At 63.0% G+C, this 26,841-nt stretch carries 25 protein-coding genes; 18 read left to right on the top strand and 7 right to left on the bottom strand.

Annotated elements, in window-relative coordinates:
• The first annotated feature begins 52 nt into the window (after nt 1-52).
• From ACF8MI_RS27365 to ACF8MI_RS27350, 4 genes are all read left to right on the top strand, one after another.
• The gene (locus ACF8MI_RS27365; RefSeq protein ID WP_200928785.1) at nt 53-1,309 is read left to right on the top strand and encodes an ATP-binding protein; all 1,257 of its coding nucleotides are present in this window, start codon (nt 53-55) and stop codon (nt 1,307-1,309) included.
• Nucleotides 1,309-1,869: a response regulator transcription factor gene (locus tag ACF8MI_RS27360; RefSeq protein ID WP_003255244.1), complete on the top strand. Its 561-nt coding sequence runs from the start codon at nt 1,309-1,311 to the stop codon at nt 1,867-1,869. The genes ACF8MI_RS27365 and ACF8MI_RS27360 overlap by 1 nt, the downstream gene beginning before the upstream one ends.
• Before the next feature lie 156 nt (nt 1,870-2,025).
• Nucleotides 2,026-2,967 carry an AEC family transporter gene (locus tag ACF8MI_RS27355; RefSeq protein ID WP_060501787.1) on the top strand — a complete coding sequence of 314 codons (942 nt, stop codon included), beginning with the start codon at nt 2,026-2,028 and terminating at the stop codon, nt 2,965-2,967.
• A gap of 56 nt (nt 2,968-3,023) precedes the next feature.
• Nucleotides 3,024-4,382 carry an amino acid permease gene (locus ACF8MI_RS27350; protein WP_060501785.1) on the top strand — a complete coding sequence of 453 codons (1,359 nt, stop codon included), beginning with the start codon at nt 3,024-3,026 and terminating at the stop codon, nt 4,380-4,382.
• Nucleotides 4,383-4,434: 52 nt separating this feature from the next.
• Here the strand turns inward: ACF8MI_RS27350 and ACF8MI_RS27345 are convergent, their stop codons facing one another.
• The 6 genes from ACF8MI_RS27345 to gatC form a co-directional block, all read right to left on the bottom strand.
• A complete protein-coding gene (locus tag ACF8MI_RS27345) occupies nt 4,435-4,806 on the bottom strand; it encodes a carboxymuconolactone decarboxylase family protein (RefSeq protein ID WP_016713161.1) in 372 nt (123 codons plus the stop codon).
• Between the two features lie 10 nt (nt 4,807-4,816).
• A complete protein-coding gene (locus tag ACF8MI_RS27340) occupies nt 4,817-5,860 on the bottom strand; it encodes a calcium/sodium antiporter (protein ID WP_060501783.1) in 1,044 nt (347 codons plus the stop codon).
• A gap of 60 nt (nt 5,861-5,920) precedes the next feature.
• Nucleotides 5,921-6,295 (bottom strand): septal ring lytic transglycosylase RlpA family protein, encoded by a 375-nt coding sequence (locus tag ACF8MI_RS27335; RefSeq protein WP_177337148.1) that lies wholly within the window; start codon nt 6,293-6,295, stop codon nt 5,921-5,923.
• A gap of 143 nt (nt 6,296-6,438) precedes the next feature.
• On the bottom strand, nt 6,439-7,884 hold the full coding sequence (gene gatB, locus ACF8MI_RS27330; RefSeq protein WP_016713158.1) for an Asp-tRNA(Asn)/Glu-tRNA(Gln) amidotransferase subunit GatB: 1,446 nt from the start codon (nt 7,882-7,884) through the stop codon (nt 6,439-6,441).
• 11 nt (nt 7,885-7,895) lie between these two features.
• Entirely contained in the window at nt 7,896-9,347 is a 1,452-nt protein-coding gene (gatA, locus tag ACF8MI_RS27325; protein WP_060501777.1) for an Asp-tRNA(Asn)/Glu-tRNA(Gln) amidotransferase subunit GatA, read from the bottom strand.
• Between the two features lie 15 nt (nt 9,348-9,362).
• Nucleotides 9,363-9,650, bottom strand: a complete 288-nt coding sequence (gene gatC / locus ACF8MI_RS27320; protein ID WP_003255165.1) for an Asp-tRNA(Asn)/Glu-tRNA(Gln) amidotransferase subunit GatC — start codon at nt 9,648-9,650, stop codon at nt 9,363-9,365.
• A gap of 205 nt (nt 9,651-9,855) precedes the next feature.
• On the opposite strand from gatC, the gene mreB reads away from it, so the two are divergent.
• The 8 genes from mreB to tldD all read left to right on the top strand — a co-directional run bounded on the left by mreB (nt 9,856) and on the right by tldD (nt 20,914).
• The gene (mreB, locus tag ACF8MI_RS27315; protein WP_003255163.1) at nt 9,856-10,893 is read left to right on the top strand and encodes a rod shape-determining protein MreB; all 1,038 of its coding nucleotides are present in this window, start codon (nt 9,856-9,858) and stop codon (nt 10,891-10,893) included.
• A gap of 226 nt (nt 10,894-11,119) precedes the next feature.
• Nucleotides 11,120-12,076, top strand: a complete 957-nt coding sequence (gene mreC, locus ACF8MI_RS27310; protein WP_060501775.1) for a rod shape-determining protein MreC — start codon at nt 11,120-11,122, stop codon at nt 12,074-12,076.
• Entirely contained in the window at nt 12,076-12,564 is a 489-nt protein-coding gene (gene mreD / locus ACF8MI_RS27305; RefSeq protein ID WP_060501773.1) for a rod shape-determining protein MreD, read from the top strand. Before mreC ends, mreD begins: the two co-directional genes overlap by 1 nt.
• Nucleotides 12,565-12,596: 32 nt before the next feature.
• The gene (locus ACF8MI_RS27300) at nt 12,597-13,196 is read left to right on the top strand and encodes a nucleoside triphosphate pyrophosphatase (protein WP_104834033.1); all 600 of its coding nucleotides are present in this window, start codon (nt 12,597-12,599) and stop codon (nt 13,194-13,196) included.
• Nucleotides 13,197-13,250: 54 nt separating this feature from the next.
• A complete protein-coding gene (gene rng, locus ACF8MI_RS27295) occupies nt 13,251-14,708 on the top strand; it encodes a ribonuclease G (protein ID WP_060501769.1) in 1,458 nt (485 codons plus the stop codon).
• An 82-nt stretch (nt 14,709-14,790) separates the two neighbouring features.
• The gene (locus ACF8MI_RS27290; RefSeq protein WP_200928784.1) at nt 14,791-18,612 is read left to right on the top strand and encodes a YhdP family protein; all 3,822 of its coding nucleotides are present in this window, start codon (nt 14,791-14,793) and stop codon (nt 18,610-18,612) included.
• Nucleotides 18,613-18,620: 8 nt separating this feature from the next.
• Complete coding sequence (locus ACF8MI_RS27285) at nt 18,621-19,472, top strand: carbon-nitrogen hydrolase family protein (protein WP_060501765.1); 852 nt, start codon at nt 18,621-18,623, stop codon at nt 19,470-19,472.
• A 2-nt stretch (nt 19,473-19,474) separates the two neighbouring features.
• Nucleotides 19,475-20,914 (top strand): metalloprotease TldD, encoded by a 1,440-nt coding sequence (gene tldD / locus ACF8MI_RS27280; protein ID WP_012270646.1) that lies wholly within the window; start codon nt 19,475-19,477, stop codon nt 20,912-20,914.
• A gap of 35 nt (nt 20,915-20,949) precedes the next feature.
• On the opposite strand, the gene yjgA is transcribed toward tldD, so the two are convergent.
• On the bottom strand, nt 20,950-21,471 hold the full coding sequence (gene yjgA / locus ACF8MI_RS27275) for a ribosome biogenesis factor YjgA (protein ID WP_016713148.1): 522 nt from the start codon (nt 21,469-21,471) through the stop codon (nt 20,950-20,952).
• Nucleotides 21,472-21,579: 108 nt separating this feature from the next.
• Here yjgA and pmbA point away from each other — a divergent pair, with 108 nt between their 5' ends.
• The 6 genes from pmbA to ACF8MI_RS27245 all read left to right on the top strand — a co-directional run bounded on the left by pmbA (nt 21,580) and on the right by ACF8MI_RS27245 (nt 26,832).
• Complete coding sequence (gene pmbA, locus ACF8MI_RS27270; RefSeq protein ID WP_060501762.1) at nt 21,580-22,926, top strand: metalloprotease PmbA; 1,347 nt, start codon at nt 21,580-21,582, stop codon at nt 22,924-22,926.
• A gap of 127 nt (nt 22,927-23,053) precedes the next feature.
• On the top strand, nt 23,054-23,455 hold the full coding sequence (locus tag ACF8MI_RS27265) for a FagA protein (protein WP_200928783.1): 402 nt from the start codon (nt 23,054-23,056) through the stop codon (nt 23,453-23,455).
• Nucleotides 23,448-24,824 (top strand): lyase family protein, encoded by a 1,377-nt coding sequence (locus tag ACF8MI_RS27260; protein ID WP_060501758.1) that lies wholly within the window; start codon nt 23,448-23,450, stop codon nt 24,822-24,824. Before ACF8MI_RS27265 ends, ACF8MI_RS27260 begins: the two co-directional genes overlap by 8 nt.
• A 28-nt stretch (nt 24,825-24,852) precedes the next feature.
• Nucleotides 24,853-25,314: a hypothetical protein gene (locus tag ACF8MI_RS27255; RefSeq protein WP_060501756.1), complete on the top strand. Its 462-nt coding sequence runs from the start codon at nt 24,853-24,855 to the stop codon at nt 25,312-25,314.
• A 1-nt stretch (nt 25,315) separates the two neighbouring features.
• On the top strand, nt 25,316-25,927 hold the full coding sequence (locus tag ACF8MI_RS27250; protein WP_200928782.1) for a superoxide dismutase: 612 nt from the start codon (nt 25,316-25,318) through the stop codon (nt 25,925-25,927).
• A gap of 11 nt (nt 25,928-25,938) precedes the next feature.
• Complete coding sequence (locus ACF8MI_RS27245; protein ID WP_200929488.1) at nt 25,939-26,832, top strand: ZIP family metal transporter; 894 nt, start codon at nt 25,939-25,941, stop codon at nt 26,830-26,832.
• Nucleotides 26,833-26,841: the final 9 nt, after the last annotated feature.

The raw sequence follows: 26,841 nt of genomic DNA, 5'->3' as shown, positions 1-26,841 counted from the left end.
CGGCTTCGGTATACTCCAGCCGATTTTTCTGGAGCACTCATCAGGAGAGCTCATGCTCGCCGCCGTACAACCGCTGTCTGCTACCCGCCAGAACCTCTGGCGCCTGACCGTCATTCGGGTCCTGGTCCTGGCTGCCCAGGCAGGCTCCGTGGGCGTTGCCTACTGGACCGAACTGCTGCCTTTACCTTGGCTGTCGCTGGCTGGCACCTTGGCCTTGTCCTCGCTGCTGTGCGCCTTCACGGCGCTGCGCCTGCGCCTGTCGCTGCCGGTCACCGAAATGGAATATGCCCTGCAGCTGGCCTGCGACCTGCTGATCCACAGTGCCTTGCTGTATTACTCAGGTGGCTCGACCAACCCGTTCGTGTCGTATTACCTGGTACCGCTGGCGATTGCTGCGGTGACCTTGCCGTGGCTGTATTCGCTGATTCTTTCGGGCATTGCCCTGACGGCCTACAGCCTGCTGCTGGTGCAGTTCTACCCGCTCGAAGGCCTGCCGATGGCGCGGGACAAGATGCAGGTGTACGGCATGTGGCTCAGTATTGCCCTGGCCGCAGCGGTGATCACCTTCTTTGCCGCGCGCATGGCCGAAGAGCTGCGCCGCCAGGAGCAACTGCGTTCCGAGCGCAGGGAAGAAAGCCTGCGAGACGAGCAGCTACTGGCCGTGGCCACCCAGGCCGCTGGCGCCGCCCATGAACTGGGCACGCCGTTGGCGACTATGAGCGTGCTACTGAATGAAATGCGCCAGGACCACGCCGACCCGTTGCTGCAAGAAGACCTGCAAATCCTTCAAGACCAGGTAAAACTGTGCAAAGAGACGTTGCAGCAGCTGGTGCGTGCCGCCGAAGCCAACCGCCGCCTTGCTATCGTGGAGCAGGACGTGACCGCCTGGCTGGACGAGGCGCTGAACCGTTGGCACTTGATGCGCCCGGAAGCCAGTTACCGCCTCCAGCGCCTGCGCGACGGCAAAGTGCCGCGCCTGACTCCGCCACCGGACCTGACCCAGGCGTTGCTGAATCTGTTGAACAATGCCGCCGATGCCTGCCCCGATGACCTGGAGGTGCGCCTGGACTGGGACGCCCACGACATCGTCATCAGCATCCGCGACCACGGCCCGGGCGTGCCGCCGGCCATTGCCGAAGCCATCGGCAAACCCTTCATTACCACCAAAGGCAAAGGCTTCGGCCTTGGCCTGTTCTTGAGCAAGGCCAGCGTGACCCGTGCGGGCGGTTCGGTGAAACTCTATAGTCATGAACAGGGTGGCACCCTGACCGAACTGCGCCTGCCCTATGGCAAGCGAGGAGATGAATGATGAGCGAAGAAAACCAGGTCGAAAGCGAAGAGCTGCCGCACCTGCTGCTGGTGGATGACGATGCCACCTTCACCCGGGTCATGGCCCGGGCCATGAGCCGCCGCGGTTTCCGCGTGAGCACTGCCAGTTCTGCCGAGGAGGGCTTGATCCTGGCCCAGCAGGACCTGCCGGACTACGCCACGCTGGACCTGAAGATGGACGGTGACTCGGGCCTGGTGCTGCTGCCCAAGCTGCTGGAACTGGACCCGGAAATGCGCGTGGTGATCCTGACCGGGTACTCGAGCATTGCCACGGCGGTGGAGGCGGTGAAGCGGGGCGCCTGCAACTACCTGTGCAAGCCGGCCGATGCCGATGATGTGCTGGCGGCGCTGCTGTCGGAGCACACCGACCTGGATACCCTGGTGCCGGAAAACCCGATGTCGGTCGACCGCCTGCAGTGGGAGCACATCCAGCGCGTGTTGAATGAGCACGAGGGCAACATCTCGGCCACTGCGCGGGCGCTGGGCATGCACCGGCGGACTTTGCAGCGCAAATTGCAGAAGCGGCCGGTTCGGCGCTGATTCTTTATTGGCAGTGCTGGCCCCTTCGCGCCGAACCGTCGCGAAAGGGCCGGCACTGACAGAAATTTCTCTATAACACCCCGCGATCCCCGCAAATCCCAGCCGTTGGCGTATCATTAGCCCCCTAACGGCAACCCCCTCCAGGATCGCTTGCGCATGCTCGCCCTTCTTATCCAGACGCTGAACATCACGGCACCGGTCTTCGCCATGCTGTTCATGGGCGTACTGCTCAAACGCATCCATCTGATCGATGACAATTTCAATCGCGTCGCCTCGCAACTGGTGTTCAACGTCTGCATGCCGGCGCTGCTGTTTCTCGGCATTTACCACGCCGACCTGGCCTCTGCGGTAAAACCGGGTGTCATCCTCTACTTTATCGTCGCCACCCTGGTCGGTTTCGCCATCGCCTGGGGCCTGGCCATCTGGCGCAGCCCGCTGGCAGAGCGCGGCATCTATACCCAGGGCGCGTTTCGCGGCAATAACGGCGTGATCGGCCTGGCCTTGGCCGCCAGCCTGTACGGTGACTATGGTATTTCCTTGGGGGCGGTGCTCGCCGGCCTGGTCATCCTCATGTACAACTCGCTGTCGGCATTGGTGCTGGCGGTGTACAGCCCGGACCTCAAGTCCGACCCGTGGAGCATCTGCAAGAGCATTTTCAGCAACCCGTTGATCATTAGCGTATTGGTAGCCACGCCCATGGCTTACGGCCAGGTGCCGCTGCCCAACTGGCTGCTGACCTCGGGCGATTACCTGGCGCAGATGACCCTGCCGCTGGCGCTCATCTGCATTGGCGGCACACTGTCGCTGGCGGCGTTGCGCGACAGTGGCAGGCTGGCCATCGATGCCAGCCTGGTGAAGATGGTCTGGCTGCCACTGCTCGGTACCCTTGGCGCATGGTTGTGCGGTTTCCGGGGTGCGGAGCTGGGTATCCTGTTCCTGTACATCGGCAGCCCGACCGCCGCCGCCAGCTATGTGATGGCGCGAGCGGCCAATGGTAACCATGAGCTGGCAGCGTCGATCATCGTAATTACCACGCTAATGGCGGCGATCACCACCAATATCGGCATTTTCATCTTGCAGTGGGGCGGATGGATCTAGATCCTTGACTGCAAACAACACAAAAAACACAGCCTCACTGAGCTAAAGGACACTTCATGCAAGACCAGAGCACGCCCGAGCGGTTACAGCGCGGGCTGAAGAATCGCCATATCCAGCTGATCGCGCTGGGTGGGGCCATCGGTACCGGGTTGTTCCTGGGTATCGCCCAGACCATTCAGCTGGCCGGCCCTTCCGTTCTGCTGGGTTATGCCATCGCTGGCCTGATGGCTTTCCTGATCATGCGCCAGTTGGGCGAAATGGTGGTGGAAGAGCCGGTCGCCGGCAGCTTCAGCCACTTCGCCCACCAGTACTGGAGCGAGTTCGCCGGCTTCGTGTCGGGCTGGAACTACTGGGTGGTGTACGTGCTGGTCGGCATGGCCGAGCTGACTGCGGTGGGTATCTACGTGCAGTACTGGTGGCCAGAGTTCCCGACCTGGGCCACGGCAGCGATCTTCTTCGTGGTGATCAACCTCATCAACCTGACCCAGGTAAAGGTCTACGGCGAGATGGAGTTCTGGTTCGCCCTGGTCAAGGTGGTCGCCATCGTCAGCATGATCGGCTTTGGCGCCTGGCTGCTGAGCAGCGGCCATGGCGGCCCGGATGCCAGCGTGGCCAACCTGTGGCAATACGGCGGCTTCTTCCCTAACGGTGTCACTGGCCTGGTGATGGCGCTGGCGGTGATCATGTTCTCGTTCGGTGGCCTGGAGCTGGTGGGTATCACCGCTGCCGAGGCTGACAACCCTCGCCAGAGCATTCCCAAGGCCACCAACCAGGTGGTTTACCGCATCCTGATCTTCTACATCGGTGCCCTGGCGGTGCTGCTGTCGCTGTACCCGTGGCAGAAGGTGGTGCAGGGCGGCAGCCCGTTCGTGATGATCTTCCACGAGCTGGACAGCGACCTGGTAGCGACCATCCTCAACATCGTGGTGCTGACGGCCGCGCTGTCGGTGTACAACAGCTGTGTGTATGCCAACAGCCGCATGCTGTTCGGCCTGGCCAGCCAGGGTGACGCGCCGCGTCAATTGCTGAAAGTGAGCCGCAGCGGCGTGCCGCTGACTGCATTGGGTGTGTCGGCCTTTGCCACCGGCCTGTGCGTGGTGATCAACTACCTGATGCCGGGTGAGGCTTTTGGCTTGCTGATGGCCTTGGCGGTGTCGGCATTGGTCATCAACTGGGCGAGCATCAGTATTACCCACCTGAAATTCCGCAAGGCCAAGCTGGCCGCAGGCATTACCCCGTTCTACAAGAGCTGGGGGCACCCGTTGACCAACTACCTGTGCCTGGCGTTCATCGTGCTGATTCTGGTGGTGATGTACCTGACGCCGCCGATCCGCATTTCGGTGATGCTGATCCCGGGGTGGATCCTGGTGCTGTGGGTGGCCTTCAAGATGAAGAAGGCTCGCCAAGCCAAGTAAGGCAGTGCCGGCCTCTTGGCGGGTTTGCCCGCGAAGAGGCCGGTGCAGGCAACTACTGATAGCTGTCGATCACTTCCTGTGCCGCCCTGAAGGCATCAATTGCTGCCGGCACTCCCGCATACACTGCGCAATGCAGCAACGCCTCGCGAATCTCCTCCACCGTACAGCCATTGTTCAATGCCCCGCGCACATGCCCCTTGAGCTCTTGCGGGCACTTGAGTGCTGTCAGCGTGGCCAGGGTAATCAGGCTGCGGGTCTTCAGTGGTAGCCCCTCGCGGGCCCATACGCTGCCCCAGGCATGTTCATTGACAAAGTCCTGTAGCGGCTGGGTAAAGTCGGTGGCATTGCCCAGTGCGCGGTCGACGAATGCATCGCCCATTACCTGGCGGCGAATCTGTTCGCCGGTCTTGTTGCTATCAGCCATGTTGTTTTCCTTAGTGTTGGCGACGCCAGGCGCGCACAGTGGTGAACAGCAGCACCACGGCGAGCACCGGCAGTACATAGAACAGCATCAAATGTTCAAGTCGACCAGCCAGCGGCATCCCCATGGTAAAGGCTGCTACGTGCAGGCCGTAGGCTAGGTACAGGCAAAGGAATACCAGGCCTTCGGCACGGGTGACGCGATAGCCGGAATAAAACACCGGCAGGCTCAGTGCCGCAACGCCGAGCATCACTGGCAGGTCGAAAGACAGCGCATTGGGTGAAATCGACAGCGGCTCGGGCGTGACGAGTGCGGTCAGGCCCAATACAGCCAGCAGGTTGAACAGGTTGCTGCCGATCACCGTACCCACGGCGATTTCCCGTTCGCCGCGCAGGGCGGCAATCAGCGCGGCGGCCAGCTCAGGCAGGGAGGTGCAGATGGCGACAACGGTAAGGCCAATGATGCGTTCGGACAGGCCCAGGTCGGTGGCAACCTCCACAGCGGCCTCCAGCAGCAGGTGGCCCGCCAGGCTCAGCAAGCCAAGGCCGGCCAGCACCTGCAGCAGCGTGCCGGACCAGAAGCGCCCGGCACCGGTTTTTGCGCTGTCCGGGGCAGGGTAGGTACGGGCATAGTGACGCGACTGGTGCCAGAGCATCGCCAGGTAACCGCCCAGGCCCAGAAGCAACAGCCCCCCTTCAACCCGGCCCAGGTGGCCGTTGGCAGACAGCGCATAGACCAGGCCGCTGGCGATGATCATCAGCGGAATGTCCAGGCGCACCAGTTGGCGCGACACGCGCAGGGGAATGATCAGCGCGGCCAGGCCAAGAATGACCAGCACGTTGAAGATATTGCTGCCGATTACGCTGCCCACCGCCACGTCCGGCGCGCCCTGGTAGGCAGCCTGCAGGCTTACGGTAAGTTGTGGCGCGGTACTGCCGAAGGCCACCAGGCTCAGGCCGATGATCAGCGGGCGTACGTGAAGGCGCTGGGCAAGGCGCAGCGCGGCGCGCACCAGCAACTCGGCGCCGCCAACCAGCAACACCAGGGCGATGCCCAGTTGCAGGAGGCTGAAGGTGGGAAGGGTGGCCAGGTCGAAAATGGTCGGACTCCTGTCGCGTCAGTCGCTAAGCCCTTGTACTCGCACGCGCGCTGTTCCGCTACGGAGCATGCCGATTTTTTCTGCGGCGGCGCGTGACAGGTCGATCAGCCGGCCGCGGGTATGTGGGCCACGGTCGTTGATGCGTACCACCACACTGCGCTGGTTGGCCATGTTGGTCACCAGTACGCGGGTGCCGAAAGGCAGGCTGCGGTGGGCGGCGGTGAGGCCATGCTGGTTGAAGGGTTCGCCGCTGGCGGTGCGCTTGCCGTGGTGGCGTGAACCGTAATAGGAGGCGGTTCCGGTTTTGTCATAACCGCGTGGGTCGATGTCGTGGCTGGCGCAGCCGGCCAGCAAGGAGAAGAGGGCAAGGGTGCTCAGTGATCGTTTCAGCAATTTAAATGCTCCGGTGTGGCCATTCGCGGGCAAGCCCGCTCCCACAGGTATATCACCGCCCGTGACAGCGGCGCTGTAACTGTGGGAGCGAGCTTGCTCGCGAACGAGGGCGAAGCCCTCGCAGGACTACAGGGGTAAAACAATCACCCTTCGAGCTTGGCCTTGAGCAATTGGTTCACCTGCCCCGGGTTGGCTTTGCCTTTGGAGGCTTTCATTGCCTGACCGACAAAGAAGCCGAACATCTTGCCACGCTTGGCTTCATCGGCCGCGCGGTACTGTTCGACCTGCTCGGCATTGGCTGCCAGCATCTCGTCGAGCATCTTGTCGATCGCACCGGTGTCGGTGACCTGCTTCAGGCCTTTGCTCTCGATGATGCTGTCGGCATCGCCTTCACCGGCGGCCATGGCCTCGAACACAGTCTTGGCAATTTTGCCGCTGATGGTGTTGTCGCGGATGCGCAACAGCATGCCACCCAGCTGTGCGGCGCTGACCGGTGCCTGGTCGATTTCGACACCCAGCTTGTTCAGCAGGCTGCCCAGCTCGACCATGACCCAGTTGGCGGCCAGCTTGGCATCGCCACCGATCTTGACCACTTCTTCGAAGTAGTCAGCCTGTTCGCGGCTCGACGCCAGCACGTTGGCGTCGTAGGCCGACAGGCCGTACTGGCTCTGGAAGCGCTCGACCTTCTGCGGTGGCAGTTCCGGCAGGCCGGCGCGGACGGTTTCGAGGAAGCTGTCCTCAATGACCACCGGCAGCAGGTCCGGGTCGGGGAAGTAACGGTAGTCGTTGGCTTCCTCCTTGCTGCGCATGGAGCGGGTTTCGTCCTTGTTCGGGTCGTACAGGCGGGTTTCCTGCACCACCTTGCCGCCGTCTTCGATCAGGTCGATCTGGCGCTGGATTTCGCTGTTGATCGCGCGCTCGATGAAGCGGAACGAGTTGACGTTCTTGATCTCGCAGCGGGTGCCGAATTCGGCCTGGCCTTTCGGGCGGATCGACACGTTGCAGTCGCAACGCAGCGAGCCTTCGGCCATGTTGCCGTCGCAGATGCCCAGGTAGCGCACCAGTGCGTGGATAGCCTTGACGTAGGCCACGGCCTCCTTGGCGCTGCGCATGTCAGGCTCGGAGACGATTTCCAGCAGTGGTGTGCCGGCGCGGTTCAGGTCAATGCCGGTGGAGCCGCTGAAGTCTTCGTGCAGGCTCTTGCCGGCGTCTTCCTCAAGGTGCGCGCGGGTGACCCCTATGCGCTTGATGGTGCCGTCTTCCAGGGCGATGTCCAGGTGGCCCTTGCCGACGATCGGCAGGTCCATCTGGCTGATCTGGTAACCCTTGGGCAGGTCCGGGTAGAAGTAGTTCTTGCGCGCGAACACGTTGCGCTTGCCGATTTCGGCATCGATGGCCAGGCCGAACATGCACGCCATGCGCACGGCCTCCTGGTTCAACACCGGCAGTACGCCGGGCATCCCCAAGTCAACCAGGCTGGCCTGGGTGTTCGGCTCGGAGCCAAAGGTGGTGGCGCTGCCGGAGAAGATCTTCGACTGGGTGGCGAGCTGAGTGTGGATTTCCAGCCCGATCACAACTTCCCATTGCATGTGTGAATTCCTCAGAAGCCGTTGGGGGCGCGGGTGTGCCAGTCGGTCACTTGCTGGTAGCGGTGCGCGACGTTGAGCAGGCGGCCTTCCTGGAAGTACGGCGCCAGCAGTTGCACGCCGACCGGCAGGCCATCGACGAAGCCGGCGGGCATCGACAGGCCCGGCAGGCCCGCCAGGTTGGCGGTGATGGTGTAGACGTCTTCCAGGTAGGCGGCGACCGGGTCGCTGCTCTTGGCGCCAAGCTTCCAGGCCGGGTTTGGCGTGGTCGGGCCGAGGATCAGGTCGACGTCGTTGAAGGCGGCCATGAAGTCGTTCTTGATCAGGCGGCGGATTTGCTGCGCCTTCACGTAGTAGGCGTCGTAGTAGCCGGCCGACAGGGCGTAGGTCCCGACCATGATACGGCGCTGTACTTCAACACCGAAGCCTTCGCCACGGGAGCGCTTGTACAGGTCTGTGAGGTCCTTCGGTGCTTCGCAGCGGTAGCCGAAGCGCACGCCGTCGAAGCGCGACAGGTTGGAGGAGGCTTCAGCCGGAGCGATCACGTAGTAGGCCGGGATGGCGTGCTGCATGTTCGGCAGGCTGATTTCCTTGACCACGGCGCCGAGCTTTTCCAGCTCCTTGACGCTGGCCTGGACCAGGTCGGCGATGCGCGGGTCGAGGCCGGCGCCGAAGTATTCCTTCGGCAGGCCGATGCGCAGGCCCTGGAGCGAGGCGTTGAGGTTGGCGCTGTAGTCCGGCACCGGCTCTTCGATGCTGGTGGAGTCCTTGACGTCGAAACCGGCCATGCCTTGCAGCAGCAGGGCGCAGTCCTCGGCCGTGCGGGCCAGCGGGCCACCCTGGTCGAGGCTGGAGGCGTAGGCGATCATGCCCCAGCGCGAAACGCGACCGTACGTCGGCTTGAGGCCGGTGAGGTTGGTCAGTGCTGCCGGCTGGCGGATCGAGCCGCCGGTGTCGGTGCCGGTAGTGGCCGGCAGCAGGCGTGCAGCCACGGCAGCGGCCGAACCACCCGACGAACCGCCCGGAACGTGTTCAAGGTTCCACGGGTTCTTCACCGCGCCGTAGTGGCTGGATTCATTGGCCGAACCCATGGCGAACTCGTCCATGTTGGTCTTGCCCAGGGTGACCATGCCGGCTTCGGCCAGCTTGGCGACCACGGTGGCGTCATACGGCGCTTTGAAGTTGTCGAGCATCTTCGAACCGCAGCTGGTGCGTACACCGTTGGTGCAGAACAGGTCCTTGTGGGCGACGGGTGCACCCAGCAGCGCGCCGGTTTCGCCAGCGGCGCGACGGGCGTCGGCGGCACGCGCCTGGCCCAGGGCCAGGTCTTCGGTGACGCTGATGAAGCTGTTGATCTGCGGGTCGAGCTGCTTGATGCGCGCCAGCAGGGCGCCGGTCAGCTCTTCGGAAGAAAACGACTTGTCGGCGAGTCCGCGGGCGATCTCGGCCAGGGTCAATTGATGCATGGCAGGCTCTATCCCTTACTCGATGACTTTGGGAACCAGGTACAGACCGCTTTCGGTCGACGGCGCGATTGCCTGGTAGGCATCGCGCTGGTTGCTTTCGGTGACCTGGTCGGGGCGCAGGCGCTGGCTGGCCTCCAGGGGGTGGGCCAGGGGTTCGATGCCAGTGGTATCGACCGCTTGCATCTGGTCGACCAGCCCGAGAATGCTGTTCAGGGCGTCAGTAATGCGTGGCAGTTCGCCATCATTCAAGCCCAGGCGGGCCAGATGGGCGATCTTTTCCACGTCGCAGCGTTCAAGCGCCATGGGGATCTCCAGGGGAAACAAAGAACGGAATTTGGGTCCGCAGTGAGGAACATGTCAGCTTTCTGACGGTCTAACGGCCGCGAATTTCTGCTGGCGTGCTCGGAAAAACAGCCAATTTAACATATTGGCTCCTTGCCCAAAATCCCTGCCATTGTTAGAGTTTGCCGCACTTTTTTACCCACGCTTTCCCCAGGGTCACTTTCCCATGTTCAAGAAACTGCGTGGCATGTTTTCCAGCGATCTTTCCATCGACCTGGGTACTGCCAACACCCTTATTTACGTGCGTGAGCGCGGTATCGTCCTGAATGAGCCCTCGGTTGTTGCCATCCGTACCCATGGCAACCAGAAAAGCGTTGTCGCCGTCGGTACCGAAGCCAAACGCATGCTGGGCCGTACGCCTGGCAACATTGCTGCCATTCGTCCGATGAAGGACGGCGTCATCGCCGACTTCAGCGTGTGCGAAAAAATGTTGCAATATTTTATCAACAAGGTTCACGAGAACAGCTTCCTGCAGCCAAGCCCGCGTGTGCTGATCTGCGTGCCGTGCAAGTCGACCCAGGTAGAGCGCCGCGCCATTCGCGAGTCGGCCCTGGGTGCCGGTGCCCGTGAAGTGTTCCTGATCGAAGAGCCCATGGCTGCTGCCATCGGTGCCGGCCTGCCGGTTGAAGAAGCCCGCGGTTCGATGGTCGTCGATATCGGTGGTGGTACCACTGAAATCGCCCTCATCTCGCTGAACGGCGTGGTTTATGCCGAATCCGTCCGCGTTGGCGGCGACCGCTTCGACGAAGCCATCGTCACCTACGTGCGCCGCAATTACGGCAGCCTGATCGGTGAGTCCACCGCCGAGCGCATCAAACAGGAAATCGGTACCGCCTACCCGGGCGGCGAAGTGCGCGAAGTCGACGTGCGTGGCCGTAACCTGGCCGAGGGCGTACCGCGTGCCTTCACCCTGAACTCCAACGAAGTGCTCGAAGCGCTGCAGGAATCGCTGGCGACCATCGTCCAGGCGGTCAAGAGCGCTCTGGAGCAGTCGCCGCCTGAGCTGGCTTCGGACATCGCCGAGCGTGGCCTGGTGCTGACCGGCGGTGGCGCGCTGCTGCGTGACCTCGACAAGCTGCTGGCCCAGGAAACCGGCCTGCCGGTGATCGTCGCCGAAGACCCGCTGACCTGTGTCGCCCGTGGCGGCGGTCGCGCTCTGGAGATGATGGACAAGCACGCGATGGACCTGCTCTCCAGCGAGTGATCCCACTTGCTGTTCGCGAGCGCCCGGTTTACAGGCAGTACGCACAGTGCTACCTGTATGTGCTGGGCTGGCGCCCGTTCAGGGCGCCGTATCCGTCAACCCGCAACCAGGCTGGTGCGTTGTCCCATGTCCAATGACCTCCTGAGTCGTCCACGAGGAACGGCCCATTAAACCGCTTTTCTCCAAGGGCCCTTCGCTGGGCGTGCGCCTGCTTGTTCTGGTAGTGATGTCGGTCGCGTTGATGGTTGTCGACGCGCGTTTCGACCTGCTTAAACCTGTGCGCAGCCAAATGGGCCTGGTGCTCATGGAATCCTACTGGATCACCGACCTGCCGCAGCGTGTCTGGCAAGGGGTGGCGGGGCAGTTCGGCAGCCGCAACGAGCTGATTGCCGAAAACGAGAAACTCAAGACCGAAGCCCTGCTGTTGCAGGGGCGCCTGCAGAAGCTGGCAGCCCTCACCGAGCAGAACGTGCGCCTGCGCGAGTTGCTCAACTCATCGGCACTGGTTAACGAAAAGGTCGAGGTGGCCGAACTGATCGGTGTCGACCCCAACCCATTCACCCACCGTATCCTGATCAACAAGGGTGAGCGTGACGGCGTGTTCCTGGGCCAGCCGGTACTCGATGCGCGTGGCCTGATGGGCCAGGTGGTGGAGTTGATGCCCTACACCTCACGGGTGCTGCTGCTCACTGATACCACCCACAGCATTCCGGTACAGGTCAACCGTAACGGCCTGCGCGCCATTGCCAGCGGTACCGGCAACCCCGAACGGCTGGAGCTGCGTCACGTGGCCGATACGGCAGACATCAAGGAAGGGGATTTGCTGGTCAGCTCCGGCATGGGCCAGCGTTTCCCGGCTGGCTACCCCGTTGCCACGGTCAACGAAGTGATCCACGACTCCGGCCAGCCGTTTGCTATCGTGCGTGCCATCCCTACTGCCGCGCTGAACCGCAGCCGCTACATGTTGCTGGTGTTCAGTGATCGCCGCACCCCTGAAGAGCGCGCCACCGATGCCGCCATCGCTCAGGAAGAGGCCGATCGCAAGGGGGCGCCGGCAGCCGGGCAGGGCACAGCCGCACCCGAGCAGGCCGCGCCGGCAGTGACCAAGCCCGCCACACCCGCAGCGCAACCTGCCACACCGGCTGCGGCGCCAGCGGCAACCGCTCAACCCAGGAGGCCGTGATGGCAGCGTCGCGCCGCAACAACGGCTGGTTCATCTGGCTGACCTTCGCCATCGGCCTGCTGCTCAGCGTGTCGCCCATGCCTCAGTTCATGGAAGTGTTCCGCCCCATGTGGCTGGCCTTGCTGGTATCGTTCTGGACCCTCGCCGTGCCGCACAAAGTCGGCATGACCACGGCATTCGTGCTTGGCCTGGCCGAGGATGTGCTCTACGGTACCCTGCTTGGGCAAAACGCGCTTATTCTCACCCTGATCACCTTCCTCGTGCTGTCACTGCAACAGCGTTTGCGCATGTTCCCCATGTGGCAGCAGAGCCTGGTGATCCTGGTGGTGTTCGGTATCGCCCAGCTGGTTCAGCTGTGGCTCAGCGCGCTCACCGGTAACCGCCTGCCGACCCTGGCACTGGTCTGGTCGGCCGTGATCAGTGCACTGCTCTGGCCATGGATAAGCTTTGCCTTGCGCGACGCACGCCGACGCCTGCACATCAATTGACGGCCACGGTGCCACTGACAGGGAGATGTCCGATGACCCCGCTTTACCTGGCTTCTGGCTCACCCCGTCGGCGCGAACTGTTAGCTCAGATCGGCGTCGACTTTTCCGTTGTCAGTGCCTCTGTCGACGAAACCCCGCTGCCGGATGAAGGCGTCTCCGAGTACGCCCTGCGCCTTGCCCGTGCGAAGGCTGCTGCCGGCTTGGCCGGGCTCAACGGCCCCGGTGTGGTGCTGGGTGCCGATACCGTGGTGTCGATTGGCGGCCAGATCCTTGGCAAGCCCCGTGACCGCGAACACGCGCTGGCCATGCTCGCGCAGCTGTCAGATGACCATCATCAGGTGATCACCGCCGTGGCCGTGACCGACGGCGCTCGCTGCCTGGACGTGTGCGTAGGTACTCATGTCTATTTCCGTGCCATCAGCCCAGAAGAAGCGCAGCGCTACTGGGCCACCGGTGAGCCCCATGACAAAGCCGGCGGCTACGCCATCCAGGGCCTGGGCGCAGTCTTCGTCAGGGAACTGATGGGCAGTTACTCGACCGTGGTCGGCCTGCCCCTATTCGAAACTGCGCGCCTGCTGGATGCGTTTTCCATCGCGTGCTGGCAGCAACACGGAGTATCAGCGCCGCGCTAGCCAGCCACCCCACTGCGATCCATCATTACCGAACATCCTTGACGAGAACGTGCCATGAGTGAAGAGATCCTGATCAACATCACCCCGATGGAGTCACGCGTGGCGGTGGTGGAAAACGGGGTACTGCAGGAGGTGCACGTCGAGCGCACCCAGCGCCGTGGCATCGTTGGCAATATCTACAAGGGCAAGGTGGTGCGCGTGCTGCCGGGCATGCAGGCGGCCTTCGTCGACATCGGCCTGGAGCGCGCGGCGTTCATCCATGCCTCGGAAATTTCCCAGCGCGAAGGCTCGGCGGTCGAGAACATCACCGCCCTGGTCCACGAAGGCCAGGCCTTGGTGGTGCAGGTGACCAAAGACCCGATCGGCACCAAGGGCGCGCGCCTGACCACCCAGTTGTCGATCCCTTCGCGCTATCTGGTGTACATGCCCCGCAGCAGCCATGTTGGCATATCGCTGAAGATCGAAGACGAAGCCGAGCGTGATCGCCTCAAGCAGGTGGTCAGCGACTGCATGGAAAGCGAAAACATCAAGGATGCCGGTGGCTTTATCCTGCGTACCGCCGCAGAAGGCGCGCGCGCTGAAGAAATTCTGCAAGACATCCGCTACCTGCGTCGCCTGTGGGAGCAGATTGGCACCCAGATCAAGACGTGCGGTGCGCCCACGGTCATCTACGAAGACCTGGGCCTGGCCCTGCGCACGCTGCGTGACCTGGTCAACCCGAAAATCGAGAAGATCCGTATCGACTCGCGGGAAACCTTCCAGAAAACCATGCAGTTCGTTGGCGAACTGATGCCGGAAATCGCCGACCGCCTCGAGCACTACCCGGGCGAGCGACCGATCTTCGACCTGTACGGCGTTGAAGACGAGATCCAGCGTGCGCTTGAGCGCAAGGTGCCGCTCAAGTCGGGTGGCTACCTGGTGGTCGATCCGGCCGAAGCAATGACCACCATCGATGTGAACACCGGCGCGTTCGTCGGTCATCGCAACCTGGAAGAGACCATCTTCAAGACCAACCTGGAAGCCGCCACTGCCATTGCCCGGCAACTGCGCCTGCGCAACATCGGCGGCATCATCATCATCGACTTCATCGACATGGAAGATGAAGAGCACCAGCGCCAGGTGCTGCGCACCCTGGAAAAGCAGCTGGAGCGTGATCACGCCAAAACCAACATCATCGGCATTACCGAGCTGGGCCTGGTGCAGATGACCCGCAAGCGCACCCGTGAAAGCCTGGAGCAGGTGCTGTGTGAGCCGTGCCTGGCCTGCCAGGGGCGCGGCAAGCTGAAAACCCCCGAGACCATTTGTTACGAGATCTTCCGTGAGATCCTGCGTGAGGCCCGGGCCTATCAGGCTGAGGGCTACCGTGTACTGGCCAACCAGAAGGTGGTCGACCGGCTGCTGGATGAAGAATCTGGCAACGTCGCTGAGCTGGAGGCTTTCATCGGTCGAACCATTCGCTTCCAGGTTGAGTCGATGTATTCGCAGGAACAATACGACGTGGTGCTGCTCTGAGTTCTTCCAGAACACGCCGCAGGATGGTCGGGCTGGCAAAACCGCCGCTACCGGCCATCATGGATAAACGACTTGGAGGGCCATGGCCATGGGACGTCTGACCCGCGTTCTTGTCGCCTTGACCCGCTGGGGGCTGGGCTTATGCGCCCTGTTGGCGGTATTGGTGGCGCTGTATGTCAGCCTCGGTCGCGAACTGGTGCCGCTGGTGGCCGAGTACCGCGCCGATGTGGAAAGCAAGGCCGAGCAGGCGCTGGGCCTGCCGGTGCATGTCGGTGCCCTTGAGGGCCGCTGGAGCGGGCTGGCTCCGGTGCTGCGGGTGCGCGACCTGCAACTGGGCGAAGGCGCTACGGCGTTGCGCCTGGATGACGTGAAGGTGGTGCCTGATGTCTGGGCCAGCCTTACCGCCCGTGAAGTGCGCCTGGCGCGTATTCAGCTGGGCGGCCTGCAACTGATCTTGCGCGAGAACGAGCAGGGCGCCTGGAACCTCGAAGGCCTGCCGAAAAAAGACGACGCACCACTCGACCCCGCCGACCTGCTGCAGCGCCTGCGTCAATTGGGCCGCGTCGATGTGTTCGACAGCCAGGTCACCTTGCACCCCTGGCAGCGTGACCCGCTCACCCTCACCTATGTCAGCGCCGGCCTGAAGGCGGGTGCTTCACGGCAAGTGCTGGAGTTGCGCGCCACCTTGCCCGATGGCCAGCCTCTGTCGCTGAACCTGCAAAGCCGTGTGTCAGCAAAGGCCTGGCGTGATGGCCAGGTGGAGGCCTACCTGAGCCTGCCGCAAAGTGACTGGGCGCGCTGGTTGCCACCACGCCTGCTCGGTGAGTGGCAAGCTGACGCGTTGCGAGCGGGCGGCGAGTTCTGGGTCGATTGGCGCAAAGGGCAGTTGCAGCAGGCTGTGGTGCGGCTTAATGCGCCTGAACTGCGGGGTGCCTATACCGGCCGCAAGGCTGCCACGCTGAGCAACCTGGCCCTGGGCGCCTGGTTCCAGCGCCGGGATCAAGGCTTCGATGTGGTGGTCGACTCCCTGGCCATGGACATCGGCGAGTCCCGCTGGGAGTCGCACTTGCAGTTGCAGCAGCGCCCGGGCGAGAACGCAGCCGATGAAAACTGGCGGGTGCAGGCCGACCGGCTCGACCTCACGCCCTTGACCCCGCTGATCGATGCTTTGGCGCCGTTGCCTGACAACGTCATGGCTGTGGTCGATGGCCTGAAGGTAACCGGCGCGCTGCGCAATGTGCGCCTGGAGGCCCGGCCGAAAGCCGAGGGCGACAAACGCCTGCAGTTCGAGGCCAACCTGGAAAAGGTCGGTTTCGATGCCTATCACAATGCCCCGGCTGCCGGTAACGTCAGCGGCAGCATCAGTGGCGACCTGGGCCATGGTGAGCTGCGGTTGGATACCGAGGCATTCATGCTGCATCTGTACCCGATCTTCGCCAAGCCCTGGCACTACCAGAAGGCCAATGCACGCCTGACCTGGGCCTTGGACAAAGACGGTTTCACCCTGATAGCGCCGTACCTCAAGGTGCTGGGCGAAGAGGGCAAGATCGCCGGTGATTTCCTGATTCGCCTGTTGTTCGAGGAAGGCCGCGAGGACTACATGGACCTGCGCGTCGGCCTGACCGAAGGCGATGGCCGCTATACCGCCAAGTACTTGCCCGAGGTGCTCAGCCCCGCCCTCGACGAGTGGTTGCGCAGCGCCATCGTCAAAGGCACGGTGGATGAAGGCTACTTCCAGTACCAGGGCTCGCTGAATCATGGCGCGGCTCCTGAAGCGCGCAGTATCAGCCTGTTCTTCAAGGTGCGTGATGCCGCCCTGGACTTCCAGCCTGGCTGGCCGCAGGTGCAGCACGTGGATGGCGATGTGTTCATCGAGGACAGTGGTGTTCGCATCAAGGCCCAACGCGGCGTGCTGCTCGATACCAAGGTCAGCGATGTGACGGTCGATATCCCGCATGTCGACGGTGACCAGCACAGCCACCTGTACCTGGATGGAGACTTCGACGGCACCCTGGGTGACGGGCTGAAGATTCTCAAGGAAGCGCCAATCGGCACCGGTGAGATGTTCGCCGGCTGGGAGGGTGAAGGGCCGCTGACGGGCAAGGTCAAGCTCGATATCCCCTTGGCCCATGGGCTGCGACCGAAAGTACAGGTGGACTTCGCCACCAACGAGGCGCGCCTGAAAGTCGCCCCGCCGAGCCTGGAGTTGAACCGCCTGAAGGGTGATTTCAGCTTTGATTTCGACAAAGGCCTGAACGGCAAGGGCATCAGCCTGCAAGCCTTCGGCAAGCCGGTAACGGCGCAAATCACTGCTGAAGGCCAGGCCGGCCAGATGCAGACCCGCATTAATGCCAATGGCCAGGTGTCGCTCAAGGCGTTGACCGAATGGCTGCAGTTCAAGCAGGCCCTGCCGGCCTCCGGCGACTTGCCTTACCACCTACAGGTCAACCTGGGTAGCCGGGAAAACAGCCTGAACGTCACTTCCAACCTCAAGGGCCTGGCGATCGACCTGCCGGCACCGTTCGGCAAAGCGGGGGCAGATACCCGCGACAGCCGTTTCAGCATGAACCTGCAGGGGACGGAGCGTCGCTTCGATGCTGCCTACACCGACCTTGCCCGCTTTGCCTATGCCGCGCCGGCCGACGCACTGGCCCAGGGGCGCGGTGAGTTGCTGTTGGGCGCCGGTAACGCTCAACTGCCGGGCGGTCAAGGGTTGCGGGTACGTGGCCGTTTGGAGGCGCTGGACCTGGCACCTTGGCAAGAGCAGGCAGCACGCCTGGCGGGCGACGACCCCGGTGGCAGCGCGCGGCAAAACCTGCAAAGCGTAGACCTGAGCATTGGCCAGTTGAAAGCCTTTGGCATGGACCTGAATCAGGCAGTGGTGAGGCTGGCACGAGGCGGCCAGGCTTGGGACCTGCGCCTTGACAGCAAGGAAGTGATAGGCAACGCACGCGTGCCGGATGCCAAAGGTTCGCCCATGGTGGTGCGCATGCAAACCTTGCGTTTGCCGGCGGCCGACCCTGCCCAGGCGCAAGCCGAGGATGGCCCCGATCCGCTGGCCGAGTTCGACCCGCGCAAGGTCCCGGCGCTGGACCTGAGCATCGACAAGCTGTACCGCGGCGATGACTTGTTCGGCAGTGCCTCGATCAAGTTGCGACCCACCGCGCGTGGTGTTAGCGCCAGTGATATCGACCTCGACTTCAAAGGCCTGCGTATCGACGGCGGTGGTGGCTGGGAAGGCGAAACTGGCAAGACCAGCAGCTGGTACAAAGGGCGCCTGGACGGCAAGAACCTGGCCGATGTACTCAAGGCCTGGGGCTTTGCGCCGACCGTGACCAGCCGCGATTTCCGCCTGGATGTGGATGGCCGCTGGCCGGGTTCGCCGGCTGCGGTGGGGCTGAAGCGCTTCTCGGGCAGCATGGACGCGGCACTGCGTACCGGCCAGTTCGTCGAGGTTGAAGGCAGCGCCCAGGCGTTGCGGGTATTTGGCCTGCTCAACTTCAACTCCATTGGTCGACGCCTGCGTCTGGACTTCTCCGACCTGTTCGACAAAGGCCTGGCCTATGACCGGGTCAAGGGGCTGCTGGTGGCCAGTGACGGGGTGTATGTGACCCGCGAGCCCATCAGCGTGACCGGCCCGTCGAGCAATTTCGAGCTGGATGGGACCCTGGACATGCTAGGCGACCGGATCGACGCCAACCTGCAGGTGAGCCTGCCGGTGACGAACAACCTGCCGCTGGCGGCACTGATTGTCGGCGCGCCGGCCGTAGGTGGCGCCTTGTTCCTGGTCGATCGGTTGATCGGTGACCGTGTTTCGCGCTTTGCCAGTGTGCACTACCGTGTCGAAGGACCGGTTAAAGAGCCTAGAATCACCTTTGTGAAACCTTTCGAGAAATCCCGCTAGGAGTGCCCATGAAGGCAGCGGTAATCCAGATGGTCAGCCAGGACGATGTGCTGGCCAACCTGCAGCGTGCCGGTGCCCTGTTGGAGCAGGCCGCGATGGGCGGCGCACGGCTGGCGGTGCTGCCAGAAAATTTCGCTGCCATGGGCCGTAAGGATGCCGCTGCCATCGGCCGAGCCGAAGCGTTGGGCGAAGGGCCGATCCTGCCATGGTTGAAACGCACCGCCCGTGACCTCAAGTTATGGATTGTTGCCGGTACCTTGCCCTTGCCACCGGTCGGCCAGCCCGAGGCCAAGGCCCATGCCTGCTCGCTGTTGATCGATGAACACGGCGAGGTGGCGGCACGTTATGACAAGCTGCACCTGTTTGACGTGGATGTTGCCGACAACCGTGGCCGTTACCGTGAGTCGGACGACTACGCCCATGGTGCTCAGGTGGTGGTGGCTGATACGCCGGTCGGGCGGCTGGGGTTGAGCGTGTGCTACGACTTGCGCTTCCCCGAGCTGTACAGCGCACTGCGTGCTGCCGGCGCGGAGCTGATCACTGCGCCGGCTGCCTTTACGGCAGTGACAGGCGCGGCCCATTGGGAGGTACTGGTACGCGCCCGAGCCATCGAGACCCAGTGCTACCTGCTGGCTGCGGCGCAGGGAGGCACCCACCCAGGCCCACGGGAAACCCATGGGCATGCGGCGATTGTAGACCCTTGGGGGCGCATCGTTGCAGAACAGGCGCAAGGCGAAGCGGTACTGCTTGCCGAGCGCGACATTGAAGAACAAGCGTCCATTCGGGCGCGCATGCCGGTGGTATCGCACCGGCGCTTTTTCTCGCAGGGCGCGTTGCGGCCTGCGCACACCGCGGAGTGACTATGAGCCAGATGTTATCCACCGTCAGTGAGCAGCTCCTGGCCCCAGGCGGCTTGACCCTGGACAGCCTGCAGAGCGTGCTGGGTGAGTTGGCTGGCCCCGGCATCGACGCTGCCGACCTGTATTTCCAGGGCCAGATCTCGGAAACCTGGGCGCTGGAAGACGGCATCGTCAAAGAGGGCAGTTTCAACCTCGACCAGGGCGTGGGCGTGCGTGCCCAGTCCGGTGAAAAGACCGGGTTCGCCTACAGCAATGCAATCAACCTCGAGGCGCTGACCTCGGCGGCGCGCGCCGCCCGTTCCATCTCCCGTGCCGGTCAAAACGGCACGGTGCAGGCCTTCCGCAGCCAGGAAGTCACTGCCCTGTATGCGGCAGACAACCCGCTGGATGTACTGAGCCGTGCCGAAAAGGTCGAGCTGCTCAAGCGTGTCGATGCCGCCACCCGTGCCCTGGACCCGCGAATTCAGCAGGTCAGTGTGAGCATGGCCGGGGTCTGGGAGCGTATCCTGATTGCGGCGGCCGATGGCAGCCTGGCTGCCGACGTGCGCCCGCTGGTGCGCTTCAACGTCAGCGTCATCGTCGAGCAGAACGGCCGCCGCGAACGCGGCGGGCAGGGCGGTGGCGGGCGTACCGACTACCGCTTCTTCACTGAAGAGCGGGTAATGGGCTATGCCCGTGAAGCGCTGCGTCAGGCTCTGGTGAACCTGGAAGCGATTCCGGCTCCGGCCGGTACCTTGCCGGTGGTGCTGGGTTCGGGCTGGTCGGGTGTGCTGTTGCACGAGGCTGTCGGCCATGGCCTGGAAGGTGACTTCAACCGCAAGGGCAGTTCGGCTTTCAGCGGCCGTATCGGCGAGAAAGTGGCATCGAGCCTGTGCACCATCGTTGACGATGGCACGCTCGAGGGCCGTCGGGGTTCGCTGAGCGTCGACGACGAAGGTACCCCGACCGAGTGCACCACGTTGATCGAGAACGGGGTGCTCAAGGGCTACATGCAGGACAAGCTGAACGCACGCCTGATGGGCATGGCGGTGACCGGCAACGGCCGTCGCGAATCCTACGCACACCTGCCGATGCCACGCATGACCAATACCTACATGCGGGCTGGCGAAAGCGACCCGCAGGAAATCATCGCATCCGTGAAAAAAGGGATCTACTGCGCCAATCTGGGCGGCGGACAGGTGGACATCACCAGCGGCAAGTTCGTGTTCTCGACCAGTGAGGCTTACCTGATCGAAGACGGCAAGATTACTGCACCTGTAAAAGGCGCAACCCTGATCGGCAATGGCCCTGAGGCGATGAGCCGGGTGTCGATGGTCGGTAACGACCTGGCGCTGGACAGCGGAGTGGGTACATGCGGCAAGGACGGGCAGTCGGTGCCGGTGGGGGTAGGGCAGCCTACCTTGAAGCTGGATGCGATTACCGTGGGCGGTACCGGGGCGTGATGGCTTTTGGGGGCCGCAAAGCGGCCCCCAAGGGTTCAGCGCAACCCGCGCTGCAACTCGTCGAGGTCGCGGATGTACTTGAACACCTTGCGCGCAGCGGCAGGTGGCTTGTTCCGGGCCTTTTCGTGTTGAGCATGGCGCACCAGCGAACGCATTTGCTGGCGATCGGTTTCGGGGTACTCGTTGACGAAACGCTCGAGGTCTTCGTCGTTACCGTCGATCAACCGGTCACGCCAGCGCTCCAGGTTGTGGAAACGCTCGTTGTACTGGCGAGTCGAGCTGTCCATCTGTTCGAGCAAGGCGTGAATGGCGTCCAGGTCCTGCACGCGCATCAGCTTGCCGACGAACGACATGTGGCGCTTACGGGCGCCATGAGCGGTGTGCTTGCTGGCTTCAGCCAGTGCTTTGCGCAGCTCGTCGGTCAACGGCAGGCGTGCCAGGGTATCGGCCTTGAGCGTAGTAAGGCGCTCGCCGAGTTCGACCAGCGCATGCAGTTCACGCTTGATCTGGGTTTTGCTTTTTTCGCCGTCGAAGGCGTCGTCGTTTGAATCAACCATGGTGGCAGTCCGCTAGAAATCGCCGCCATGATAACCAGTCGGGGGCCGCTTGTCCGGCCCGGTCGTAGAATGACCCACGCCGAACGCAGAATTTGAGTGGAGAGAACCATGAGTGCAGTCCAGAGCGTAGGTCCGAAAGACCTGCCAGCATTGCAGGAGCAGGTCGAGGCAATCATCGCCGAGGCGCGCCGCCAGGGGGCCAGTGCCTGCGAAGTGGCCGTGTCGCTGGAGCAGGGCCTGTCCACCACGGTACGCCAGCGTGAGGTCGAGACCGTCGAGTTCAATCGCGACCAGGGTTTTGGCATTACCCTCTACGTTGGCCAGCGCAAAGGTTCGGCCAGCACTTCGGCCAGTGGCCCGGATGCGATCCGCGAAACCGTCGCTGCGGCGTTGGCCATTGCCAAGCATACTTCCGAGGACGAATGCTCGGGCCTGGCGGACGCCGCGTTGATGGCCCGGGACATCCCGGACCTGGACCTGTATCACGACTGGGACATCGAGCCCGAGAAGGCCATCGAGATGGCCCTGACCTGCGAGGCTGCGGCGTTCGATGCCGACCCGCGCATCCTCAATGCCGACGGCACCACCCTCAATACCCACCAGGGCTGCCGCGTGTATGGCAACAGCCATGGCTTCATCGGGGGCTACGCGTCGACCCGGCACAGCCTGAGTTGCGTCATGATCGCCGAAGGCGACGGGCAGATGCAGCGCGACTACTGGTATGACGTAAACCGCCAGGGCAACCTGCTCGCCGATCCGCGCAGTATCGGTGTACGCGCTGCCCAACGCGCCGCCAGCCGCCTGGGCGCGCGCCCGGTGCCCACTTGCGAAGTACCGGTGCTGTTTTCCGCCGAGCTGGCCGGCGGCCTGTTCGGCAGCTTCCTCTCGGCCATTTCCGGCGGCAATCTTTACCGCAAATCGTCGTTCCTTGAAGGGACCATTGGCCAGCGCCTGTTCCCCTCCTGGCTAACCCTCGACGAGCGCCCGCACATTCCTCGAGCGCTGGGCAGCGCCGCATTCGATGGTGACGGCCTGGCCACCTATGCCAAGCCGTTCGTCGACAAAGGCGAGCTGGTGTCGTACCTGCTGGGCACGTATTCCGGGCGCAAGCTGGGCTTGCCAAGTACCGCCAACGCCGGTGGCGTGCACAACCTGTACGTCAGCCATGGTGTCGAAGACCAGGCAGCACTGATCCGCCGCATGGGCCGTGGCCTGCTGGTCACCGAGCTGATGGGGCACGGCCTGAACATGGTGACCGGGGATTATTCCCGAGGTGCGGCAGGGTTCTGGGTTGAGAACGGCGAGATCCAGCACGCGGTGCAAGAAGTGACTATTGCCGGCAATATGAAGGATATGTTCCAGCAAATTGTCGCGATCGGTAGTGATCTCGAAACCCGTAGCAACATTCACACGGGTTCTGTGCTGATCGAGCGAATGACTGTAGCGGGTAGCTAATTCGTTCCAGAGACCTTGGCAAATCAGAAGACCCGGCCCTGCGCCGGGTTTTTTGTTTCATCACCTTTTTCTTGAAGTGATTCTATTTATCAATTAATAATGAATATCATTATCCAGTAACCCGGCGATGATGTTCATGAAACCCGTCCTCCGCGAACTGCCCTACCTGGAAAACTGGCGCTGGCTCAGCCGGCGCATCCGCTGTGCGCTCGAGCCCGACGAGCCGCGCCTGATCGAGCATTACCTGGCCGAGGGCCGCTACCTGGTGTGCTGCACTGAGACCTCGCCATGGACGGTGGCACTGACCTCCTACCGCCTGCTACTGGACACCGCCTGCGACCGCATGCTGCCCTGGCATTGGCGCTGCCTGTGCCTGGACCAGGCCTGGCGCCCTTTGCTGGACCTGCGCAATCTCGATCGCCAGGAACAGAACCAGCGTTGGCAGCCCTATGCCCTGCAGTTGGCCAATTGCCGCCTGCTGTCGTCGATTTCTCCCGATGAACTGATGCAAGGATTTGATGATGAGTGATACCCGTATCGAGCGTGACAGCATGGGCGAACTGCAGGTGCCGGCCCAGGCCCTGTACGGTGCCCAGACCCAGCGCGCGGTCGACAACTTCCCGGTCAGCGGCCAGCGCATGCCGGCCCAGTTCATTCGCGCGCTGTTGCTGGCCAAGGCGGCTGCCGCCAAGGCCAACGTCGAGTTGGAGCAATTGTCTGCCGCGCAGGGCAATGCCATCGTCAAGGCGGTCGAGCAACTGCTGGCCGAGGATTTCATCCAGCACTTCCCGGTGGATGTGTTCCAGACCGGCTCCGGCACCAGCTCGAACATGAACGCCAACGAGGTGATTGCCACCCTGGCCAGCCGTGTACTGGGTGATGCGGTGAACGCCAACGACCACGTCAACTGTGGCCAGAGCAGCAACGACATCATCCCGACGACCATTCACGTCAGTGCTGCACTGGCCCTGCACGAACAACTGCTTCCGGCCCTGAGCCATCTGGTGCAGGTGATTGAGACCAAGTCGGTGCAGGTGCATCAGTACGTGAAAACCGGCCGAACCCACTTGATGGACGCCATGCCGGTGCGCATGAGCCAGGTGCTGGATGGCTGGGCCGCGCAGATCAACGCCGCCAAGGCGCACATCGAGGCGACCCTGCCGAGCTTGCAGGCGCTGGCCCAAGGTGGCACGGCCGTGGGGACCGGCATCAACGCCCACCCACAGTTCGCGGCCGGTTTCGCCCGCCAGCTCAGCGGCCTGACCCAGGTCGAGTTCACCCCGGGCCAGAACCTGTTCGCCCTGATCGGCTCGCAAGACACTGCCGTGGCGCTGTCTGGCCAGCTCAAGACCACTGCCGTGGCGCTGATGAAGATCGCCAACGACCTGCGCTGGATGAACTCCGGCCCGCTCGCCGGCCTGGGCGAAATCGAGCTGCAAGGTCTGCAACCGGGCTCTTCGATCATGCCTGGCAAGGTCAACCCGGTGATTCCGGAGGCCACCGCCATGGTGGCTGCCCAAGTGATCGGCAACGACGCCACCATCGCTGTGGCTGGCCAGTCCGGCAACTTCGAGCTGAACGTGATGCTGCCGGTGATCGCCCGCAACCTGCTGGAAAGCATCGAGCTGATGGCCAACGTCAGCCATCTGCTGGCCGACAAGGCCATCGCCACGTTCAAGGTCAACGAGGGCAAGCTCAAGGAAGCCCTGGCGCGTAACCCGATTCTGGTCACTGCGCTGAACCCGATTATCGGCTACCTCAAGGCTGCCGAAATCGCCAAGACCGCCTACAAGCAGGGCCGCCCGATCATCGACGTGGCGCTGGAACACACCGACCTGTCACGCGACCAGCTGGAAGCACTGCTGGACCCAGAAAAACTCACCGCTGGCGGGATCTGACACTGCGTTCACCGCTCAGGAGACAACCATGCAGCACTGGAAACGCACTACGGAAACTGCCAACCGCCTGTTCGAACAAGGCGAGTTGGTCGACGCCCGGGAACACTACCTGCAAGCCCTGGCGCTGGCGCAGGTGCTGTTCGAGCGCTGGCATGACGTCGACGAAGCGGTGGCTGCATTCGTCATCGCCCATCACAACCTGGCCGACCTGCACCTGCGCCTCAACCAGCCGCACGAGAGCGCCGACTACCTGTGTGCCGCTCACCAGCGGCTGCTGCAGGCCAGCCAGGAGGCGCGTTTACCCCAGGCGCTGCGTGACGCAGCGCTGCGTCACAGTGGACGCACCTACACCGAGCTGCTGAGTTTTATCGCCGAATACGGCCAGTACCCACGTACCGAGCGTCTGCTCAACCGCCACGGCACCGGGGCCAGCGAGCTCGCTGCCCAGCCAGACGTGGCGCCCAGAACCCATGCCTACGGAATTCACTGACATGCCGCATACCTTGCCTGTTTTGCCCTACGCCTACAATGCGCTGGAGCCGCACATCGACGCGCAGACCATGGAAATTCACCACACCAAGCACCACCAGACCTACGTCAACGGCCTCAATGCCGCCATAGAAGGCACCGAATGGGCCGATTGGCCTGTGGAAAAGCTGGTGGGTGCAGTCAAGCAGCTACCGGAAAACCTGCGTGGCGCTGTGACCAACCATGGTGGGGGGCACGCCAACCATAGCCAGTTCTGGACGGTGATGTCGCCGCAAGGTGGTGGTGACCCACACGGGCAGCTGGCGCAGGCCATCACCTCGCAACTGGGTGGTTTCGATGCCTTCAAGGAGGCGTTCACCAAGGCTGCACTGACCCGCTTTGGCAGCGGCTGGGCCTGGCTCAGCGTAACACCGCAGAAAACCCTGGTGGTCGAGAGCAGTGGCAACCAGGACAGCCCGCTGATGCACGGCAACACGCCAATCCTCGGCCTGGACGTGTGGGAGCATGCCTACTACCTGAAGTATCAGAACCGTCGTCCGGAATACATCGGTGCCTTCTACAACGTGATTGACTGGGCCGAAGTGGAACGCCGTTACCTCGAAGCCCTTAAGTGAGTCGGACCGGTATGCGCTCTGAGGTGATGTCTGTCAGCAGTGTGCGCCTGTTTCGGCTGGCGTTTGGGACTTTGCTTTTGCTGGCTGGCACCGCGCTGCTGGTGGCGCGTGGCCTTGCCTGGCTGGACCTGGAACCGCGCATGTTGCGTGCGCTGGAAGGCGGCGCATTATGCGCCCTGGGCACGGCGCTGGGCGCGGTACCGGTACTGGTCATTCGCAACATGCCGGTGGCCTTGGCCGATACGCTGCTGGGCTTCGGCGCTGGCGTAATGCTGGCGGCCACCGCGTTTTCCCTGATCATTCCGGGGCTGGACGCCGCTCAATCCATCGGTTTCAGCCCTTGGGGTGCGGGTGGCTTGATCAGCTTTGGCCTGATGTTCGGTGCGCTGTGCCTGTTTCTGGTTGACCTCAAGGTGTCAGGTGCCTCGCCGGAAGCACTGGTCGGCACCGGCAATCAGCCAGTGATTGCTGCGCGCATCTGGCTGTTTGTCATCGCGATCATCGCGCACAACATTCCCGAAGGCATGGCGATTGGCGTATCGGCCGGCGGTGGCATGGCCGACGCCGACAGCCTGGCCATGGGCATTGCCTTGCAGGATGTGCCTGAAGGGCTGGTGATTGCGCTGGTGCTGGCAGGGGCGGGCATGCCGCGCCTCAAAGCCTTCCTGATCGGTGCTGCTTCTGGGCTGGTCGAGCCGGTAGCCGCAGTGATCTGTGCCTGGTTGGTGAACATCGCCAAACTGCTGCTGCCGCTGGGCCTGGCCTGTGCGGCGGGGGCCATGCTGCTGGTGGTTACCCAGGAAATCATCCCGGAATCACGCAGCAACGGCCATCATCGCCTGGCCAGCCTGGGGTTGTGCATCGGGTTCTGCCTGATGATGGTGATGGACACGGCGATGTCCTGATTCACGATC

Source organism: Pseudomonas sp. yb_9 (assembly GCF_043103635.1).
In the GTDB taxonomy this organism is placed as follows: domain Bacteria; phylum Pseudomonadota; class Gammaproteobacteria; order Pseudomonadales; family Pseudomonadaceae; genus Aquipseudomonas; species Aquipseudomonas monteilii.
This window is presented reverse-complemented; position numbering and strand designations above follow the sequence as displayed.